The following is a 17671-nucleotide window of genomic DNA, read 5'->3' on the forward strand; positions in this document are numbered from 1 at the left end:
GGTGGGTCTGTCACACATTCAGCCTTGATTGCTCTACTGGCTGTGCCGGCCTATTCGCGGCTAAAGCCGCTCCCACAGGTTTATCACCGCCCTTGAGACCTGTGATGTGCCTGTGGGAGCGGCTTTAGCCGCGAAGAGGCCGGCACAGCAGCCCCGAATCTGAATTTGCAGGAGCCCTGATGGACGCTCGCTTGATTGCTTTCCTGGACCGCGCCGAATCGGTACTGGCCCGCCTCGAACCCCTGTTGCCGGCCCAGCGCCCGAACATCGACTGGGCCACTACCCTGGCCGCGCGCTGGCAGCGTGATGGCCGCAGCGGCTACCTGCTGCCACTGGAAGTCAGCCTGGACATTCGCCTCAGCGACCTGATCGGCGTCGACCAGCAGCGTGACCAATTGGGCCGCAACACCCATCAGTTCATCAACGGCATGCCTGCCAACCATGCACTGCTGTGGGGCTCGCGCGGCACCGGCAAGTCGTCGCTGGTACGTGCCCTGCTGGCCGAGCACGCGGGTGCCGGCCTGCGCCTGATCGAAATCGAACGCGACCACCTGGCCGACCTGCCACGGGTGGTCGAGCAGCTGCAGAAGCTGCCGCAGCGCTTCATCCTGTTCTGCGACGACCTGTCGTTCGAAGCCGGGGAGGGCGACTACCGGGTGCTCAAGAGCGTGCTCGACGGCTCGCTCGAGCAGGCTCCGGACAACGTGCTGCTGTACGCCACCTCCAACCGCCGCCACCTGGTGCCGGAAAAGGAGAGCGACAACGAGAACTGGAAGCGCGTGGACGGCGAGCTGCACCCCAGTGAAGCGGTGGAAGACAAGATTGCCCTGTCCGACCGTTTTGGCCTGTGGCTGTCGTTCTACCCCTTCACCCAGGAACACTTCCTGAACGTGGTCGAGCACTGGATCGGCCAGCTCGCGCAAACTGCCGGCCTGGCCTGGCAGCGCAGCGAAGAACTCGACATCCTCGCCGTGCGCTGGGCCACCGGCCGCGGTAACCGTAATGGCCGTTGTGCCTATCAGTTCGCCCGCTACTGGGTCGGGCTGCAATTGCTGGAGCAAAAGTAAATGATCGACCTCAATGCCAGTGGCGCCGGCCTCGACGGTTACAACCTGCTGGCGGCGCAAGTGCAGGCGCTGTTTGCCGACGAGCGTGACTTCATCGCCAATGCCGCGCAGTTTTCGGCATTCCTCTATAACCAGGTGGACGACCTCAACTGGGCGGGGTTCTACCTCAACCGCAACGAAGAACTGGTGCTGGGCCCGTTCCAGGGCCAGGTGGCGTGCGTGCGCATCCCGTTCAGCAAGGGCGTGTGCGGGGCGGCAGCGGCCACCCGGCAGACTCAGCGGGTAGAGGACGTGCATGCGTTCCCAGGGCATATTGCCTGTGACAGTGCGTCCAACAGCGAGCTGGTAATCCCGCTGGTGAAGGAGGGCAGGTTGATTGGTGTGCTGGACCTGGACAGCCCGAAGCTTGGGCGCTTCAGTGAGGCGGATCAGGTGGGGCTGGAGCGGTTGGCGGCGATTTTTCTGGAGCTGACCGACTGCTGATGGTCGCTGCCTGTACCGGCCTCTTCGCGGCTAAAGCCGCTCCTACAAGGATCGCACCAAGCCTGAGGGCGATGCGGTCCCTGTAGGAGCGGCTTTAGCCGCGAAGAGGCCGGTACAGGTTAAAGCATCAGTCGTACATCACCTTCTTCTTCCAGGTCTCTTCCTCATCGGTCTTGAGCCCCTGGGTCAGTTCATTCTGCTCGTCCTCCGCCGGGGCCAGGCGGTCCAGCACCTGGGCGTTGGCCCGAGCCAGCAGCTTCTCCAGGTACGTCAGCTGCTCTTCATACACCTTCGGTTCCGGCTGCTTGCGCAGGTACTGCACGCCGCGCTCGAAGGCCAGGCGCGCCTGGCCTGGCTGGTTCTGCTGCAGGGCCTGCTGGCCGAGGTTGTTGAAGAACTCGATATGCAGCAGCACCAGGATATGGCGGATTTCCTTGATCCATTGCTTGGCCTCGGGCGTGGGCAGGAAGCCCTCCTGGGCGGCTCGGGTCACCTGGTTGTGCAACGCCTCCAGCAGGAAACGCACATCCTTGGCCTTGATCTCGGTCTGGATCGGGTTGGGCGGGTTGTTCACCGGGATCTGCGTACCCTGGGCAATCAGGTTTTCCAGTTCGGCGATGCGCGCCTTGATCTCGGCATTGTGCTTGTCCATCGCCAATTGACGCTGGTTGAGGTTGAGCTCCAGGCGGGTCAGCAGCAACTTCAGCGCCGGGGTCATGAACTGGCCGGGGAAGGTCTCGGTGATTTCGCCACAGCGGCGCAGGCGGTCGGCCAGCTCGATCTTCATCCGGGCGCGCTCGAGCTTGCCGTTCTCGACCACATTGTTTAGGTAGCCGATCACGATCAGCAGCGCGATACCCGCCACGATGAGCAGGGTGATCAGAAGTGGTGTCACCGTTAATGCCTCATTGAAGAAGAATTACAGCTTTGAGTGTAGTGAGTTCGGTGTGGGACGAACAGCTGCTAAATCCCTGTGCCGGCCCTTTCGCGGCTAAAGCCGCTCCCACAGGTACGGCACTGCCTTCAAGCTGCGCACGGTCCCTGTGGGAGCGGCTTTAGCCGCGAAAGGGCCGGCACAGGATTGCTTCTCTCTATATCGGCAACCCATCCCGCATCTGCACCCCAACACACCCGGAAGTCATTGATTTAAATAAATTTCTACAAAGGGGTTGACGCCTGTCCGAACCATCCATAGAATGCGCGCCACTTGCAGCGTAAAGCACACAGCGAAACGCGGCAGGGAGTGAAAGCAGGCAGTAATGCCAGCAGCGTGTCCCCTTCGTCTAGTGGCCTAGGACACCGCCCTTTCACGGCGGTAACAGGGGTTCGAGTCCCCTAGGGGACGCCAAATTGCGGGAATAGCTCAGTTGGTAGAGCACGACCTTGCCAAGGTCGGGGTCGCGAGTTCGAGTCTCGTTTCCCGCTCCAGTTTCTCCGGCAACGCTTAACTGCGGGGCAGGAAAAGAAAATCCAGGCTGAATCGTGAGGTTCAAACCTGGTGCACTGAAAAGTGTCGTGTGTCCCCTTCGTCTAGTGGCCTAGGACACCGCCCTTTCACGGCGGTAACAGGGGTTCGAGTCCCCTAGGGGACGCCATTTGCGGGAATAGCTCAGTTGGTAGAGCACGACCTTGCCAAGGTCGGGGTCGCGAGTTCGAGTCTCGTTTCCCGCTCCAGTTTAAATACTGTGGCGTCTATGCGGTGCAGTGGTGGTGAAGGTCTTCAAGGCGCTTCACGCCGATAGTGGTAAAGCTTCAAAATGCGGGAATAGCTCAGTTGGTAGAGCACGACCTTGCCAAGGTCGGGGTCGCGAGTTCGAGTCTCGTTTCCCGCTCCAAACATGTAACCAGACGCCCCGACTTGTTCGGGGCGTTTGCTTTTGTACTGAAAAAAGCTCTCCAGCCTCTCATGGCTTCATTTTCCTGGCTCCCAGGACACGGATTGCCCGCTTGGGCTGTACGTGGTGGGCGCACCCTATAACGAGAAATGCTCCCCATCTTTCGATGCGGAGCATTTTTGCGTTTTTGCTTTTCCCAAACCAACAACCTGGCAAGCAAGTTGCCAGGCCGGGTGCAAATCAGCGATAAGTGACGGTGAAATTGAGTGCTCCATTGGCCTCGCCCGGGGTTACGGTGGGCGCGGTCTGGTAATAGCGGGCCTGGAAATTCAGGGTGAGGTCGCCGGGGCTCAGCGGCATCACGGCAACTTCTTCTTCCAGCCGAAAGGGGCTGCCGTCTGCGTGCAGCACCTGGATACCGATGCCAGTAGCCCCCGAACCGCTGGACAGGCTGAATACACCCTTGTCGACGTCTATCGGTTTCGACCCATTGGCTCCGTCGAGCCGTATATAGGCCTGGGTGCCGCCTGATGCGTCGCTTTCGCAGTCGTTGAGTGTGATCCTGAAGGGGACTGCTTTCGTGAAGTCATCAGGTTTGCCGAAGTCCTTCACGTCGTGGGTGCCCAGATCTACCGGGGCCGGGCTGACGGCGTTGGCCTTCAGCGTGCATTGCGCGGTGGTCACTGTGCCATGCAAGTGCGCACGCATCACGGTGCCGACATCGCTGTAGGTGCCACTGAACAGTTGAATACCGTTGAAGGAGTGGGGGCCGGGGGCAATCGGGCCAGTCTTGATCAGCGTGATGTATGCACGCAGGTTGTTCAGTTGGATGCCGGTGGGGCCAGGGTCGTGATCGGCGTAGCCTTGCCACGGGACCGACGTCCAGTTGATGTAAGTCCAGGCATTGCTGGGGCTGCCACCTTTGCCGTGATATGGTGCGACCAGGCGCACATGAATGCCGATACCATCCACGCCGGTCTGGATCACGCGGCCGGTGAGGTCTTCGCCGTTGATCGGCGGCAGCGAACCAGTGAACAGTGGCTGGGTGTTGTTCACGTTGGCCGTAAGGGTTGGGCCTTCGGCCATGAAATTGGTACAGATTACCTGGAGGCCAGCTTCGTTGGGCCGGTTGTAGTAAGTTTCGGCCTGGCCAATGACCGACCCGATTGGCGCATCGCGGCCTACCCATTGGTGTTTGAGATCGATGTTGTGCTCCAGTTCGCCGCTGATGCCGCCGCTCCAGTCGCAGGCCGATCGTGCAAAGACCTCGCCGCTGGCCAGCAGTGCCAGGCACAGGGAAGTCAACGAGACGCGGGTGGATGGTTTCATGGGTTCAGGTCCGGGGGCTGTCTGTCGAGGATTGCGGGCATTGCAGGGTCTGAAGGCGGTAGCCTTGTTCCTCGCGCATGCTTCGAGGGGCGATGGCCAACTGGCAGGTCTGGCCGCCCCACTGCACGTGCAATGGCTGTGGTTTGTCATCGGTGGCCACCAGCGCCTGGCCGGCCTGGCCGACCACCGCCAATACCTGGCCCTGCTCATCACTGACTTGGGCGCCAAAGGGCAGCGGCTTGCCGTTGGCCTGTAGCAAGGTCAGGATCAAGCGGCTGACATTGCGTGCGGCAAAGGTTGCTTTGACGATTGCGCCGCGGCGGGGGACAACCTGGGTGCTGCCGTTGTCTATCTGTACCTGTGGCGCCAGGTCGGCGGTGTCCAGGTGCAGCGGGTTGCTGCGATAGGGGCGCAGGTGTGGTGCGATCAGGTAGCCGGCGCTGTCGGTCCTTCCGCCAGGGGTGCTCTGCACACCGAGGCCTGGTGTGCCAGGGACCTCGACAAGGGCGTTGGTTTCGCCGAGTTGGCTGCCAATGGTCAGGCCGCCCGCGTGCAGCACCATGGCGCCACTGGCGTTGGCCGAGAATGACTGATAGTCGTTGCCCTGGGTGTAGCCGGCACCGACGTTGGCCCAGGCCCCTTGATAGCCGACCGACAATGCGCCGGATGTCTGTTGCTGGATATCGCGGGTGGTCGAGGCGGTATACCTTAAACGATTGTCCAGTGCGCCGCCGCTGAGGCTGGCGCGCTGGCTCTGGCGCCCGTTGCTGGCCTGGGTGCCGATCGTGGCACTGGCACCGTTGAACCAGTCCAGGGGCAAGGTAATGTTCAGGCCGATCAGGCGGTCCTGGTGGTTGTTGCGGGTCAGCGATTGCGAGGCGAACAGGTTGAAGTTGATGTTGCGGTACTGGGTGTTGTACTGCAGCTGGTACTGCCTGCGTTGCAGGTTGTTGCGCCAGTAGTCGTCCTGGGACAGCGACAGGCTCAGCGAGCCGTAATTGCCCAGGCTCTGGTATACCGACGCTTCGAGGCGGCTGCGGCGGTTGCCGAGGTAGCCGCTGTAGGCATTGCGTTCGCGTACGGCCTCGTCGTAGTCGCGGTAACCTTCGCTGGAGTAGCGGTAGCCGGCGAATCGCAGATTGGTACCGGTGGTGAACGCCTTGCCGTAGCGGGCGGAATAACTCTGGCCCTGCACTTGGCCGAGGCGCTGGCCCAGGTCGGCGCTGGCCTGGGTGACATCCAGCGACACCGCGCCCAGGTGCCCCAGGTCGCGGGCCATGCCGAGCAGTGCGGCGCGGTAGTAATCGCCGCCCTGCACGCCGCCATACAAGGTGCTCCAACTGCCGCCGCGGGCCAGGGTCGCCTGCCACAGCAATGGATTGTCGAGGTGTTCGGCGCCATTGTAGCGGCCCAGGGTGGCGCTGTAGCGCCATACGCCCTGGCGCAGCAGGTTGGTCAGGCTGGAATACGGCTGGAGGAAGCGCCGTACCTGGCCGTCGGCCTCGGTCAGCACCACTTCCAGCTCACCGCTGCCGCCGCCAACGCCAAGGTCATCGATCACATAGGGCCCTGGGGCGACGAAGGTGGTGTAGATCGGGTAGCCGTTGAGCAGCACCTCCAGTTTCGCCCGGGTCTGGGCGACGCCACGGATGACCGGTGCATAGCTTTGCATCACATCAGGCAGCATGCCCATGTCAGAGGCCACCTGCATGCCCTTGAACGGCAGGCTGCGGAAGACTTCGCCGTGGCTGAAGGTTTCGCCGAGGGTGAAGTTGCCGCGGTTGTCGGGCAGGTCGCGTTGCACATAGGTATTGCTGCGGGTCCAGCTGCGTTCCCCTTGGCCGTCGTCGCGTAGCGCCTGGCTGCTGCGCAGGCGCCAGCTGCCCAGGTTGACGCCGCTGTTGAGCAGCAGGTCGTGGCTGGCTTGGCTGCCGTCCCGGCGGTTGAGGGCCTGGGTGGCGACCTGGTAGTTGAGGAAGGCGGCGTTGATGCCGGCGTCCCAGCGCTCGGCCGGTACCGCACCGGCAATGTCGCGGCGCAGGGCGAATTGCGGGATCGACACGGCCAGTTGCAGCTTGCCGGGGTCCAGTTCGGCACGGGCATCAGGCAGCAGTTTGACAAGGTCCTGACAGGGCATGCTGTCATCCAGCGGCTGCTCCAGGGCCTCTTCGCGCAGCCCGAATTCGCGCAACAGGTCTGCCGAGAGGCAGGCTTGCAGGCCTTGTTGGTCCAGGCTGGGCAGGAAATCCAGCTCGTGCTCGCCGAGCAGAGCCAGGTTCAGGGTAATGCTCACACGGTAACGGCCGGGTGCCAAGGCTGCACTGGCAGCGAGTGATTGTAGTGCCAGTTGTGCGGCGTCGGCCGACTCGCCGGGCGCCTGGCGCATGAAGCTGGCGTTGAACACCGGTGATGGCGGGCTGGCCTGTACCGGCCGGTAGGCACACAGCAGCAGGCTGGTGCCACCCAGCGCCAGCAACGGCGCAAGGCGCAGGCGGGATGGCATGCGTGAGCGTTGGGGGAGGGGGGGCATGGGCGGTTACCTATCGGGGGCGACGGGCCTGGCCTTTGTGCAGGTTGGCCGTGGCAGCGAGAACGAAGGACCGCACGATAGGAATTAATGGAGATTCAGGATGTAGGTGATTTCTGTTTGAGGAGGGGAATAGTTTGCAGCGGGATGGAGTGAAAAATCAGGGCCCCGAAGGGCCCTGGAGAACAGAGGTAACTTGTATTGGTAATGAATGTAGGTGTGAACTAATTAATCAGGGCGTGGTATTGGGGATACACCGTGGAACTCTCTCCTATCGAAGTTCCTGGCTCGTATTGTACGTATGTCGACATGTCGGTCAAACTGTCTAAAGTTACGTATTTGACTCATAAGGTCTTCGAGGTTTTCAGTCGAAGCAGCCCGTTGTCTAGGAGGGGCAGGCGGTTGACTTCCAGTACTTTCAGGGCCTCCTTGGGGCGTTTGTTGGACTGGTTCCGTGGAACTTGCATTTGTCGATATCTCAGGCGCGCTTACTCTGCGTACCCTGCTGTTTTCGGTAGCCGTAGTGGCTAGAGAAATGTTTTCAGGAGCTACTTGGACAGGGTTAACGACGTTAACACTGTCATTATTTGCACCACTCGCTGTCTGGACCGAATCGCTCCTCGTGCGAACTTCTCCTGATACGCTTTTTCTCGGTGTTCTAAACGCTTCGCTAACTCTCGTCCCAACTGAAGCCAAGGACATCAAACCGCCACCGAGAGCTGTCAACCCAATGCCAGCTATGGCCATAGTATTGTTATCCGTCAGTGTACCGGCCACTGCCAGACCCAAGCCAGCAGCCGTAACAACACCGCCGGCCACGGCAAATACAATGCCGATGCCTGCAGGCGGGAAGGCAAACATGAAGGCCACGCCGACAACAGCGCCTATCAGGGCGAATCCCACGTTCTGCCACTTCTCCAGGAAATTCTGCTTGGGTTCCTTCATGGGGTCTATGACGGGCGGTAGCGGATCGTTGTTGCCCTCGGCGTAATGGCCGGTGGGGTCGCGCCAGTTGACCGGGTTGCCCAATACGTACAGGTAAGGGTTGAGCCCGGATTGCTCCGGTGCGAGCGAGTCCGGGCTGTTGAAGCACATCAGCCCTGGGCTGTAGGCGCGGTAGCCGCGGCCCAGCATATACCAGCCAAAGACGGGTTCGCGTACCTCGCCTTTGAACGCCACCAGGCTGGCCAGGGACTTCTCTTCCTCGTCGTCCTTGTCCAGCGTGCGCTCTCCGTAAACACTGTAGCGGGTATTGTGCAGGCCACTTTCGGCATACTCCCCGATCACGCTGTACGCCGCATCGGTAAGTAGCAGGCGGTTATCGTGCGGCTGCCCGTCCACTTGCATGGCCAGTGCTGCCTCACCGTCGTACAGATAGCGGGTCAACACGCCTTGCTCGAGGGTGGCACTGAGGCGATAGCCCTGGTAGCGGCGTTGCACCTCAGCGGCTTCGCCGTACCTGGTTCCGACCAAGTGATCATGGCCGTCGTAACGGTACCTGGCCAACACCTCTTTATCGTCGCTGGCGCGAACTTCGGTGAGCCGGCTGCGGTCATCGTAGTGCAGCTTCCGACCCCATTCATCGTTGCGCATGTTGCCGTCTTTGTCGTACTCGAAGACCTGGTCGGCGGGGTAGTCGGGCTGCAGGGTGTGGGTCACGCGTTGGAGCTGGCAACTGCCATCGGTTTTGTAGGTAAAGCGGGCGCTGTCCGTTTCGCCATCTGCGAAGCTGGTAGAGCAGCGGGTCAGTTGGTCCCTTTCATTGAAGCGCATTACCTGAGAGGTCATGGCACGCCCGGCCGTGTTGCGGGGCAGTTGCGAACCGCTGTAGTCCACACGTTCCAGGCGGTCCAGGTCGTCGTAGGCGAAGATTTCCTCAAGCAGCAGCACGCCGGACTGATGGCGGGTCCGGATGTGCAACTGGTCATCGTCACGCCATTTCTGCTCCAGCACCTCTACCGTTCCGTTGTCCAGTGTCAGGGTGCGTTGCACCTCGCGACCGAAGCAGTCGTACTGCTGTTCGCAGGTGACCTTGCGTTTGCTGTACTGGTCTACGGTTTCGGTTTTTTTCACTCGGCCATCTTCGTCGTATTCAAAGCTGGCTTCCAGCGTACCCTGCAGGATTTTTGCCACGCGCCCCTGCGGGTCATAGCGGTAAATGGTGTTCTCGGTGTCGTCGCTACTGCGTTCCAAGGTGCGGCCCAGCAGCGAGTGGCGGTAACGGATGGTATGGTCGTCGTTGATGCGGTTGTTCGCCGTTTCGCCTGTCCAGCTTTCCTGTAGCAGGTAGCCCTGGTCGGTATAGCGGTAGGTGCGTTTGCCCTCGGGGTTACTGGCCGAAGTAATGGAGGCATCCGGGCGCTCGAATGCAAAGCTTGGGTTGTCGAGGCTTGTCGTCAGCTGCCCTTGCTCGCTGGTGAGGGTGGTGCTGATCCTGGTGGGCAAGGTCGTGACTTCTGGCTGATAGCTGTAGGTATGGGTGCGCTTGCTGGTGCGGTGAGCCGACCGCGCCGAATTCATTGCACCTGGTCCACATCGAGAGTGGCGATGCTTCGTTCTCGTTGCTCAACGGGCCGGTGGACCTAGGCGCGTTTTCCTATGCCTTGGCACAGCGTGGCAACGATTGGTTCCTTGATGGCTCGAGCAAGGTCATCAGCCCTGGCACCGCATCGGTGCTGGCGTTGTTCAATACTGCGCCGACGGTCTGGTACGGTGAGTTGACCAGCTTGCGTGGGCGCATGGGCGAATTGCGCCTGGACGAGCGCAAGGCAGGGGCCTGGGCCAGAGCTTATGGCAACCAGTACAACGTCGGCGAGCAGGCAGGTTACAAGCAGACGCAACAAGGGTTTTCCCTGGGGGCGGACACGCCGTTGCCTTGGGGCGACGGGCAGTGGTTGGCGGGGGTCATGGCCGGGCACAGTTCGTCCGATCTCAACCTGACCCGTGGCGGTTCTGCCGAAGTCAAAAGCTACTACCTCGGCCTGTATGCCACTTGGCTCGATGCAGGTAGCGGCTATTACTTCGATGGCGTGGTCAAACTCAACCGCTTCGACAACGATTCAAAGGTGACTCTGAGCGACGGCGAGCGTGCCAAGGGCAGCTACGACAACCTGGGCGTCGGTGGATCTGTGGAGTTCGGCCGTCATATCGCCTTGGGTGACGGTTACTTCGTCGAGCCATATACACAGTGGTCGGCGGTGAGCATCGCGGGCAAGGACTACAGCCTGGACAACGGTCTCAAGGCACACGGTGACGACACCCGATCACTGCTGGGCAAGGCCGGCGCCACCCTGGGGCGTACGTTCGACCTGGGTGAGGGGCGTTTCGCCCAGCCCTATCTTCGCGTCGCGTATGCCCATGAATTCGTGAGCAGTAATGAGGTGAAGGTCAATGATCATCGTTTCGACAATGACCTGGCCGGTTCGCGTGGTGAACTGGGGGTCGGAATAGCGGTGGCGCTGGACGAGCGCCTGCAAATGCATGCCGATTTCGATTACAGCAACGGTGAGCGGATCGAGCAACCGTGGGGTGCGAATATCGGCGTGAGCTATCGCTGGTAACGTTGGCAAGGGTGAGCGAGTGCTCACCCTTGGCGTTTTGGTTTTGGAGGAAGGCATCATGCCTATGGATTCATCACACGGCGCCAATTTTCTCGACCCTCCTTCGACACCAGCGGCGTTGGAGGACATCCCGGATGGCGCGCCTGGGTTGTTGCCGGTTGCAACGCTGGGCCTTCCCTTGCGGATCGAGGTTCCAATGTGGCCGATTTCCAATCCTGGGCCCGGTGGCAACCGGGAAACTCTCTCTCTTTTCTGGAATGGCGACTTCATTGATGACAAGACCTGGTACGCCGAGATCGATCCTGCTGAGTTGTTCATCGATGTACCGGCCGACTACCTGCTCAAGGAAGGCGAGGTTCTGGTTACCTATTGCGTTCGGGGCTATAACGGAATGAAGACTGAATCCAGGGCCCTGACCTTGACCATCGATCGCACTGCACCGATTCTGGGAGGAGACAGAGGACGGCTTGAATTTCCTGACCTGGGCTCACAGCCGGTAACTGACAAGTTTCTCAAGGACCATGGCGAAGTGTTGCGGGCGAGCGTGCCGGACTATCAGGGATTCATGCCGGGCGACACGATCGTCTACTACTGGGATGACGAGCCGCTGGACAACACCCAGGTAGGCGAACGCACCTTGACCGCTGCGGATGCCGGCCAGCCGGTGCTCATTGAATATGACGGCAAGATGATCCGGGAGCGCGGTGATGGTGGCCGCTATGCGCAGTATCTGCTGCGTGATCGTGCCGGAAACACCAGCATGACGTCTGTGCCCAAGGCCGTCACCGTCGATGCCAAACCTGTACCTCGTGTATTGCCCTGGCCTGAAGTGCCGCTGGCGGCTGGCAGTCAGGAGCAGGTGGTTCTGCAACTGAGCGACATGTATGAGCCACTGGAAATACGGATACCCGATTCGGCTGTCATTCATCCGGGCGAGCCGTTCACGGTGGAATGGGCACCTGGATTTTTCGGTGAGCAGTTGCTGCCGGGTGTGGAGGGGGGGCGTCGCTACTGCATTGGCGAGCGTCACGTAGTTGCCATGAGCGGCAAGACGGTACCGCTGCGTTACAAGGTAGACGCAAGCGATGGCCCTTGGGTATCGGCTGTCAGGCAGGTCATGGTACAGCCGTTTCCACGCAACATGATGACTATCCCAAAGCTATCGGGTACCGAAGGTAATACCTTCTCATTGAAGGAGCAGGCGCAGAATCCTGCGATTACCCTGGCGCCCTGGAAACTGATCGGTCTGGACCAGAGGGTTCGCATCGACGTTACTGGGGTATCCGCTGAGGGTGCCGGTAGTGCTCTGCCAGTCATGCACGATCATGCGATCACCGAGGAAGAGGTGACCTCAGGGATCGGTGCAAACGGTGATGTAACGGTGCCACTGACATTCTTGGGCAGTTTGCAGCTGGGGCAGCAATTCTCGGTAGAGGTGAGGGTCAGTTTCGACGCCGGCCAAACCTGGCCGGACTTGCCGAATTTCGAGCCGCTACATATCACCTTGCAGCCTTGAGAGTCAGTGGCTGCCGGATGACGGCAGTAGAGGCACCATAGTCGTTGAGGGTATTGAAAGTTACCTGCAGCCCTTGCAGCCTGCGGATTTGCGTCAGCCGGTAGGACTGTTGGGCGAAAGGAAGTGCCATGGCCATGGCGCTGGGTTTTTCCGATTGCCCGGCACCACTGACTTCCAGTTGGTCGAAAGTGAAGTGAAATGGTGTCGGGTTGTCGACCACCAGATACAGGGCGTCATCGCGTTGCTGCAGAAACCAGTTCAGTTGCTTGACGTTATCCTGCGGCAAGCCCTTGAGTTGGGTGGGGCGATAGAACAGCTTGATGCGGGTACGCATGGCGACGTTCAACTGGTTCCGGCCAGACGTTTCCTGCTGCGGAATTTCCTGGACATTGAAGAAGAACAGCGACTCACGGTCTTGCGGAAGGTCGTTGGGCAGTCGGTTGATCTGCACCAGTTGGTCTTTGCCAGGGTCCAGGCGGAACAGCACCGGGGTTGGCACCAACGGTACGGCGGTGAGTGTATCGTCCGCCTGGGTATTGACCCACGTCTGCACGGCGAAAGGCCTGTTGGTCGGGTTGGCGACCACGACCGAAGAGCTGCGAGCGTCGCTGGCGTGAATCACCCGGGTAGCGTTGATGGTCAGCGCGGCTTCGGCGGCTGGCAGTGAAAGGGCCAGGCACAGAGGGAGCAGGGCGCGTCGGAGGCGTTGGTATCCAGTGTTAGACATGATTTGCACAGGGCGTTGTGAAGTAGGGGCCGCGCCGCGCTCGGCGCGGCCAGGGGGCTATTTCAGGTCGAACACGAAAGGAATCGTGGCGTTGACTGGCCCGGCGGTGACAACGGCTGCGGTCGAGCGCAGGTTGGCGTAGAACAGCATGTTGCTTTCGCCGGTGTCGTTCAGGTCATATTCCTTGGATTCGGCTCCCCAAGGGATGATGGCGCCGGTGTTGTCCTTGATTGCCAGCGCTACGCCAGCGGCGCTGCCAGGGTGCAGTGCATGCAGAGCGTCGCCCGTGCCTGCCGGGCCGTCTTTGCCAGCGAAGGATACGACACCTTTCTTGCCGGTCGGGTCGCAACCGGTTCCGGCAGTGATGCTAATGCCAAAGCCCAGAGGGGTCGACTCTTTGTCAATGGCGCCCGTGAGCTTGGAAGCTTCAGCCTCAGGCAACACGATTGGGTTCAGTGTCGCACCGCTATAAGGGTCGACAATCTCGATGGAGCAGGTGTTGCCGTTGACTTTGCCGGTGAAGAGGATGGTGTCGCTGTCTGGCAAGGCATGGGCCGTACTGGCGGCCACGGCCAAGCCGAGGGCGATCAAGGTCTTTTTCATTGGAAATACCCGTTGGTCAGTTTTGAGTCCTGGTCAGCGCTGGTCAGCAATTGCAGGGCCGCATGCAGGTTAAGCAGGCCGGCACCGAGCGTCTGTAAGGCGAATCAACATGAGCACGGGGGATTGCGGTTGGCTACAGCGTCAAGTCGCGCCTCGATCAGGCGCGACTGTCGAGGTGGTCAGTGGCTGGCAGAGTCGCCTGGTAACGAGAGCAGTTGTTTTTCCTGGTGCCAGTCGAACGGCTCGTCGTTCTGCTCCGCTTCGTAGCGGCGCTCTTCAAGGCGCTGGTACAGGTCCAGCTCCTCGTCAGGCATGTAGTGCAGGCAGTCTCCCCCGAAGAACCACAGCAGGTCGCGTGGTACCAGGTGCGCGATTTGCGGGTAGCGCTGGATCACCTGGCAGATCAGGTCCTGGCCCAGATATTGGCTTTCCAGCGGATTCTGCGGCAGCAGGCTCAGCAGTTCGTCGAAACGCTCGAGGAACAGGGCGTGGCTTTCCTCTGGTACCTGCTCGGCGTCACCCAGGGCCACCAGGATGGTACGCAGGTGGTTAAGCAGTTGCAGGTGATATTCCAGGTGGGGGTTGGCCATTGGGGCGGTCCTCGGGGTGGTTGAAACGGGGGCGGAGTATACGCGGGTTACAGAAGGGGCCGCAAAACGGCCCCCTGGCTCAGCGTACCTTGCCTGGTTCGGGCAGCAACTGTGTCTTGTCGAAGGCATCCACATCGATCACTGCCCGCCGGGCGTGCTCTGCCTCCTGCAGTCGTTGCCCCTCACCAGGCTGTAGCGCACCGCTTTCCACTGCCGCATCGATTATCGACTGCCCCGTTGCAGGCCGAACCTTGCCTTCCTTGATAGCCTGGTGCAGTGCCTTGTGCAGTGGGGCCGCCCCATCCAGCAAGTCGGCGGCCCGCTGTAGTGCCGCTACCGGGTCGCCTTCGGCCTGCGGGCGGAAGCAACCTGCAAGCAGCTCCTCCAGGGCTGGGTCGCCCTTGCTGCGACCGATCAACGCCGCCACTTCGGCATCCAGTTCATCGCTTGGGCCGGTGTGGCGGCGGCCGAAGGGGAACACCAGCACGCGCAACGCACAGCCGACAAAGCGGTTGGGGAAATTGTCGAGCAACCGATCCAGGGCTGTTTCTGCCTGGCCCAGGCTTTCTTCCATCGCCCAGCGCAGCAAAGGTTGCATATGTTCCGGTGAGCCCAGGTCGTGATATCGCTTGAGCGCAGCGCTGCCCAGGTACAAGTAACTCAGCACATCCCCCAGCCTTGCGCTCAGCCGTTCGCGGCGTTTCAGTGCGCCGCCCAGCAACATCATCGACAGGTCAGCCAGCATGGCGAAGGCCGCTGCCTGGCGGTTGAGTGCACGGAAGTAGCCTTGGCTCAGGGCATCGCCGGGCACGGATTCCAGTCGCCCCAGCCCCAGGCTGAGTATCAGTGTGCTGGCCGCATTGCCGGCGGCGAACATGATGTGTTTCATCAGCAGGTCATCGAATTCCCTCAATGCCTGGTCACCGTCCTCGCGCCCGGCCAAAGCCATTTCCTTGAGCACGAACGGATGGCAGCGGATGGCGCCCTGGCCGAAGATCATCAGGTTGCGCGAAAGAATGTTGGCGCCTTCGACGGTGATGAAGATCGGCGCGCCTTGCCAGTTGCGCCCCAGGTAGTTGTTCGGGCCCATGATGATGCCCTTGCCGCCATGCACATCCATGGCGTGCTGGATGCACTCGCGGCCACGCTCGGTGAGGTGGTACTTGAGGATCGCCGACAGCACCGAAGGTTTTTCGCCCAGGTCCACGGCCTTGGCGGTCAGCAGCCGCGCGCTGTCCATCAGCCAGGCATTGCCGCCGATGCGTGCCAGCGACTCCTGGATGCCTTCGAAGGCGGCCAACGGAACATTGAACTGTTCGCGGATATTGGCATATTGGCCGGTGACCAGGCTGGTGTATTTGGCAGCGCCAGTGCCTACGGCCGGCAGGGAGATGGAGCGGCCTACCGACAGGCAGTTCATCAGCATCATCCAGCCCTTGCCGAGCATGGCCTGGCCACCGATGAGGAAATCCAGCGGCACGAATACGTCCTTGCCGCTGTTGGGGCCGTTCATGAACGCGGCGCCCAGTGGCAGGTGGCGTTTGCCGATTTCGACGCCGGGCGTGTCGGTAGGGATCAGCGCCAGGCTGATACCCAGATCTTCCTGCTCGCCGAGCAGGTGGTCCGGGTCGTAGGCCTTGAACGCCAGGCCCAGCAGGGTGGCGACGGGCCCGAGGGTGATATAGCGCTTTTCCCAGTTCAGGCGCAGGCCGATGACCTCTTCGCCGTCCCATTGCCCCTTGCAGACCACGCCGGTGTCAGGCATGGCGCCTGCGTCGGAGCCGGCCAGCGGGCCGGTGAGGGCGAAGCAGGGGATTTCATCGCCACGCGCCAGGCGTGGCAGGTAATGGTTGCGTTGTTCGTCGGTGCCGTAATGCAACAGCAGCTCGGCCGGGCCGAGCGAGTTGGGCACCATCACGGTGGAAGCCAGGTCGCCGCTGCGGGTGGCCAGTTTCATCGCCACCTGGGAGTGGGCGTAGGCTGAAAAGCCCTTGCCGCCATATTCCTTGGGGATGATCAGGGCGAAGAAGCCATTCTGCTTGATATGTGCCCAGGCTTCGGCCGGCAGGTCCATGTCCTGGCCGATCTGCCAGTCGCTGACCATGGCGCACAGTTGTTCCGTCGGGCCGTCGATGAAGGCCTGTTCTTCTTCGGTCAGCTGCGGAGCCGGGTAGGCGAGCAGGGTGCGCCAATCGGGACGGCCGCTGAACAGTTCGCCGTCCCACCATACGGTGCCTGCGTCGATCGCCTCGCGCTCGGTCTGCGACATAGGAGGCAGGGTGCGCTGGAACCAGTTGAACACGGGGCCTGTGAATACCTTGCGGCGCCATTCCGGCAGCGCCACCAGGGCGACTTTCAGGGCCAGCACTATCCAGATCAGTGTCAGCAGCCAGCCGGGAGCACTGCTGAAAATGCCCATCAGCAGTACATAAGCCGCCATGATGCCAAGAATCTGCAAGGGCGCCAGGCGCCGGTGCGTGAGGTACGCCGCGCCGATCACCAGCACTACCAACCACAACAGCAACATAATCGGTCCTCCTTGGAACCAGGGGGTAAGCCGTCCCAGACAGCTTAGACGCAACGCTGCGAACGGCCGGGTCAGAACAGTGACAGGGTATGGCGGTGGGAGTTTCAGTCCGGTGTTTGTCTGTACCGGCCTCTTCGCGGGTGAACCCGCTCCCACAGGTACTGCATCACTCTCAGGTCTGGCGCAGAACCCTGTAGGAGCGGGTTTACCCGCGAAGAGGCCGGTACAGGCGACGAAAGTCTGGAGTAGACTGCACCACCTCCGCATTCATAAGGACGTTGCCATGCTGAAGATCTGGGGCCGCAAGAATTCGAGCAATGTGCGCAAGGCGCTATGGATCGCCCACGAACTGGGCCTGGATTTCGAGTCGATCGACGCCGGCGGCGCCTTCGGCGTGGTCAACGAGCCGCACTACCGTGCCCGCAACCCCAACGGCCTGGTGCCGATGCTGGAAGACGGCGACCTGACCCTGTGGGAGTCCAATACCATCGTCCGCTACCTGTGCGCCGAGTACGGTGCGGAGCAGGGCTGGTACCTGGACGACCCGCGTCAGCGCGCCCTGGCGGACAAGTGGATGGACTGGACCACCTCGTCCTTCGCCACGCCATTCCGCCCACTGTTCTGGGGCCTGTTGCGCACCCCGGAAGACCAGCGCGACTGGGTGGCGATCAACGCTGCGCACAAGCAATGCGCCCAGCTGCTGGCCATTGCCGACGAGGCCCTGGCCAAACAGCCGTACCTTTCCGGTGACCAGATCGGCATGGGCGACATCCCACTGGGCAGCTTCATCTATGCCTGGTTCGAAATGCCCATCGAGCGCCCGGCCATGCGTCACCTGGAGGCCTGGTACGAGCGCCTCAAGGCCCGTCCTGCCTACCAGGCAGCGGTAATGACTGCGCTGACCTGA

At 61.3% G+C, this 17671-nt stretch carries 13 protein-coding genes and 5 tRNA genes; 10 read left to right on the forward strand and 8 right to left on the reverse strand.

The window, feature by feature from the left end:
- The first annotated feature begins 179 nt into the window (after positions 1–179).
- Together KDB76_RS08340 and KDB76_RS08345 are read left to right on the forward strand one after the other, a co-directional pair.
- Positions 180–1067 carry an ATP-binding protein gene (locus KDB76_RS08340; RefSeq protein WP_013971547.1) on the forward strand — a complete coding sequence of 296 codons (888 nt, stop codon included), beginning with the start codon at positions 180–182 and terminating at the stop codon, positions 1065–1067.
- Positions 1068–1550, forward strand: coding sequence for a GAF domain-containing protein (locus KDB76_RS08345; protein WP_003260813.1), 483 nt, complete (start codon positions 1068–1070; stop codon positions 1548–1550).
- A 127-nt stretch (positions 1551–1677) separates the two neighbouring features.
- Here the strand turns inward: KDB76_RS08345 and KDB76_RS08350 are convergent, their stop codons facing one another.
- Complete coding sequence (locus KDB76_RS08350) at positions 1678–2445, reverse strand: hypothetical protein (protein WP_013971548.1); 768 nt, start codon at positions 2443–2445, stop codon at positions 1678–1680.
- A 377-nt stretch (positions 2446–2822) separates the two neighbouring features.
- Here KDB76_RS08350 and KDB76_RS08355 point away from each other — a divergent pair.
- From KDB76_RS08355 to KDB76_RS08375, 5 genes are all read left to right on the forward strand, one after another.
- A tRNA-Glu gene (locus KDB76_RS08355) sits at positions 2823–2898 on the forward strand.
- Between the two features lie 4 nt (positions 2899–2902).
- Positions 2903–2978, forward strand: a tRNA-Gly gene (locus KDB76_RS08360).
- Positions 2979–3069: 91 nt separating this feature from the next.
- A tRNA-Glu gene (locus KDB76_RS08365) sits at positions 3070–3145 on the forward strand.
- Between the two features lie 3 nt (positions 3146–3148).
- Positions 3149–3224 (forward strand) — tRNA-Gly (locus tag KDB76_RS08370).
- 85 nt (positions 3225–3309) lie between these two features.
- A tRNA-Gly gene (locus KDB76_RS08375) sits at positions 3310–3385 on the forward strand.
- Between the two features lie 240 nt (positions 3386–3625).
- On the opposite strand, the gene KDB76_RS08380 is transcribed toward KDB76_RS08375, so the two are convergent.
- The 3 genes from KDB76_RS08380 to KDB76_RS30150 all read right to left on the reverse strand — a co-directional run bounded on the left by KDB76_RS08380 (position 3626) and on the right by KDB76_RS30150 (position 9761).
- Entirely contained in the window at positions 3626–4714 is a 1089-nt protein-coding gene (locus KDB76_RS08380) for a fimbrial protein (protein ID WP_024086514.1), read from the reverse strand.
- Between the two features lie 4 nt (positions 4715–4718).
- On the reverse strand, positions 4719–7244 hold the full coding sequence (locus KDB76_RS08385; RefSeq protein WP_038409124.1) for a fimbria/pilus outer membrane usher protein: 2526 nt from the start codon (positions 7242–7244) through the stop codon (positions 4719–4721).
- A gap of 225 nt (positions 7245–7469) precedes the next feature.
- The gene (locus tag KDB76_RS30150; RefSeq protein WP_144241755.1) at positions 7470–9761 is read right to left on the reverse strand and encodes an RHS repeat-associated core domain-containing protein; all 2292 of its coding nucleotides are present in this window, start codon (positions 9759–9761) and stop codon (positions 7470–7472) included.
- Here KDB76_RS30150 and KDB76_RS08395 point away from each other — a divergent pair.
- Both KDB76_RS08395 and KDB76_RS08400 read left to right on the forward strand, forming a co-directional pair.
- Complete coding sequence (locus KDB76_RS08395; RefSeq protein ID WP_341801939.1) at positions 9761–10801, forward strand: autotransporter outer membrane beta-barrel domain-containing protein; 1041 nt, start codon at positions 9761–9763, stop codon at positions 10799–10801. The genes KDB76_RS30150 and KDB76_RS08395 overlap by 1 nt on opposite strands.
- A gap of 58 nt (positions 10802–10859) precedes the next feature.
- Positions 10860–12317: a hypothetical protein gene (locus KDB76_RS08400; RefSeq protein ID WP_049798437.1), complete on the forward strand. Its 1458-nt coding sequence runs from the start codon at positions 10860–10862 to the stop codon at positions 12315–12317.
- On the opposite strand, the gene KDB76_RS08405 is transcribed toward KDB76_RS08400, so the two are convergent.
- The 4 genes from KDB76_RS08405 to KDB76_RS08420 form a co-directional block, all read right to left on the reverse strand.
- Entirely contained in the window at positions 12301–13044 is a 744-nt protein-coding gene (locus KDB76_RS08405; RefSeq protein WP_031324438.1) for a molecular chaperone, read from the reverse strand. The genes KDB76_RS08400 and KDB76_RS08405 overlap by 17 nt on opposite strands.
- 57 nt (positions 13045–13101) lie before the next feature.
- The gene (locus tag KDB76_RS08410; RefSeq protein ID WP_013971556.1) at positions 13102–13647 is read right to left on the reverse strand and encodes a fimbrial protein; all 546 of its coding nucleotides are present in this window, start codon (positions 13645–13647) and stop codon (positions 13102–13104) included.
- 179 nt (positions 13648–13826) lie between these two features.
- Positions 13827–14237: a PA2817 family protein gene (locus tag KDB76_RS08415; protein ID WP_013971557.1), complete on the reverse strand. Its 411-nt coding sequence runs from the start codon at positions 14235–14237 to the stop codon at positions 13827–13829.
- Between the two features lie 79 nt (positions 14238–14316).
- Positions 14317–16764 carry an acyl-CoA dehydrogenase gene (locus KDB76_RS08420; RefSeq protein WP_024086518.1) on the reverse strand — a complete coding sequence of 816 codons (2448 nt, stop codon included), beginning with the start codon at positions 16762–16764 and terminating at the stop codon, positions 14317–14319.
- Positions 16765–17047: 283 nt separating this feature from the next.
- Here KDB76_RS08420 and KDB76_RS08425 point away from each other — a divergent pair, with 283 nt between their 5' ends.
- Positions 17048–17671 (forward strand): glutathione S-transferase, encoded by a 624-nt coding sequence (locus KDB76_RS08425; RefSeq protein WP_024086519.1) that lies wholly within the window; start codon positions 17048–17050, stop codon positions 17669–17671.

Origin of the sequence: Pseudomonas sp. JS425 (assembly GCF_018223845.1) — a bacterium.
Taxonomy (GTDB): domain Bacteria; phylum Pseudomonadota; class Gammaproteobacteria; order Pseudomonadales; family Pseudomonadaceae; genus Aquipseudomonas; species Aquipseudomonas asiatica.

Bases quoted from the DNA above. Each gene is read 5' to 3' on its own strand.
- KDB76_RS08380 (WP_024086514.1), bottom strand. From the start codon at position 4,714: ATGAAACCATCCACCCGCGTCTCGTTGACTTCCCTGTGCCTGGCACTG.
- KDB76_RS08345 (WP_003260813.1), top strand. From the start codon at position 1,068: ATGATCGACCTCAATGCCAGTGGCGCCGGCCTCGACGGTTACAACCTG.
- KDB76_RS08415 (WP_013971557.1), bottom strand. From the start codon at position 14,237: ATGGCCAACCCCCACCTGGAATATCACCTGCAACTGCTTAACCACCTG.
- KDB76_RS08400 (WP_049798437.1), top strand. From the start codon at position 10,860: ATGCCTATGGATTCATCACACGGCGCCAATTTTCTCGACCCTCCTTCG.
- KDB76_RS30150 (WP_144241755.1), bottom strand. From the start codon at position 9,761: ATGAATTCGGCGCGGTCGGCTCACCGCACCAGCAAGCGCACCCATACC.
- KDB76_RS08405 (WP_031324438.1), bottom strand. From the start codon at position 13,044: ATGTCTAACACTGGATACCAACGCCTCCGACGCGCCCTGCTCCCTCTG.
- KDB76_RS08385 (WP_038409124.1), bottom strand. From the start codon at position 7,244: ATGCCCCCCCTCCCCCAACGCTCACGCATGCCATCCCGCCTGCGCCTT.
- KDB76_RS08425 (WP_024086519.1), top strand. From the start codon at position 17,048: ATGCTGAAGATCTGGGGCCGCAAGAATTCGAGCAATGTGCGCAAGGCG.
- KDB76_RS08340 (WP_013971547.1), top strand. From the start codon at position 180: ATGGACGCTCGCTTGATTGCTTTCCTGGACCGCGCCGAATCGGTACTG.
- KDB76_RS08420 (WP_024086518.1), bottom strand. From the start codon at position 16,764: ATGTTGCTGTTGTGGTTGGTAGTGCTGGTGATCGGCGCGGCGTACCTC.
- KDB76_RS08410 (WP_013971556.1), bottom strand. From the start codon at position 13,647: ATGAAAAAGACCTTGATCGCCCTCGGCTTGGCCGTGGCCGCCAGTACG.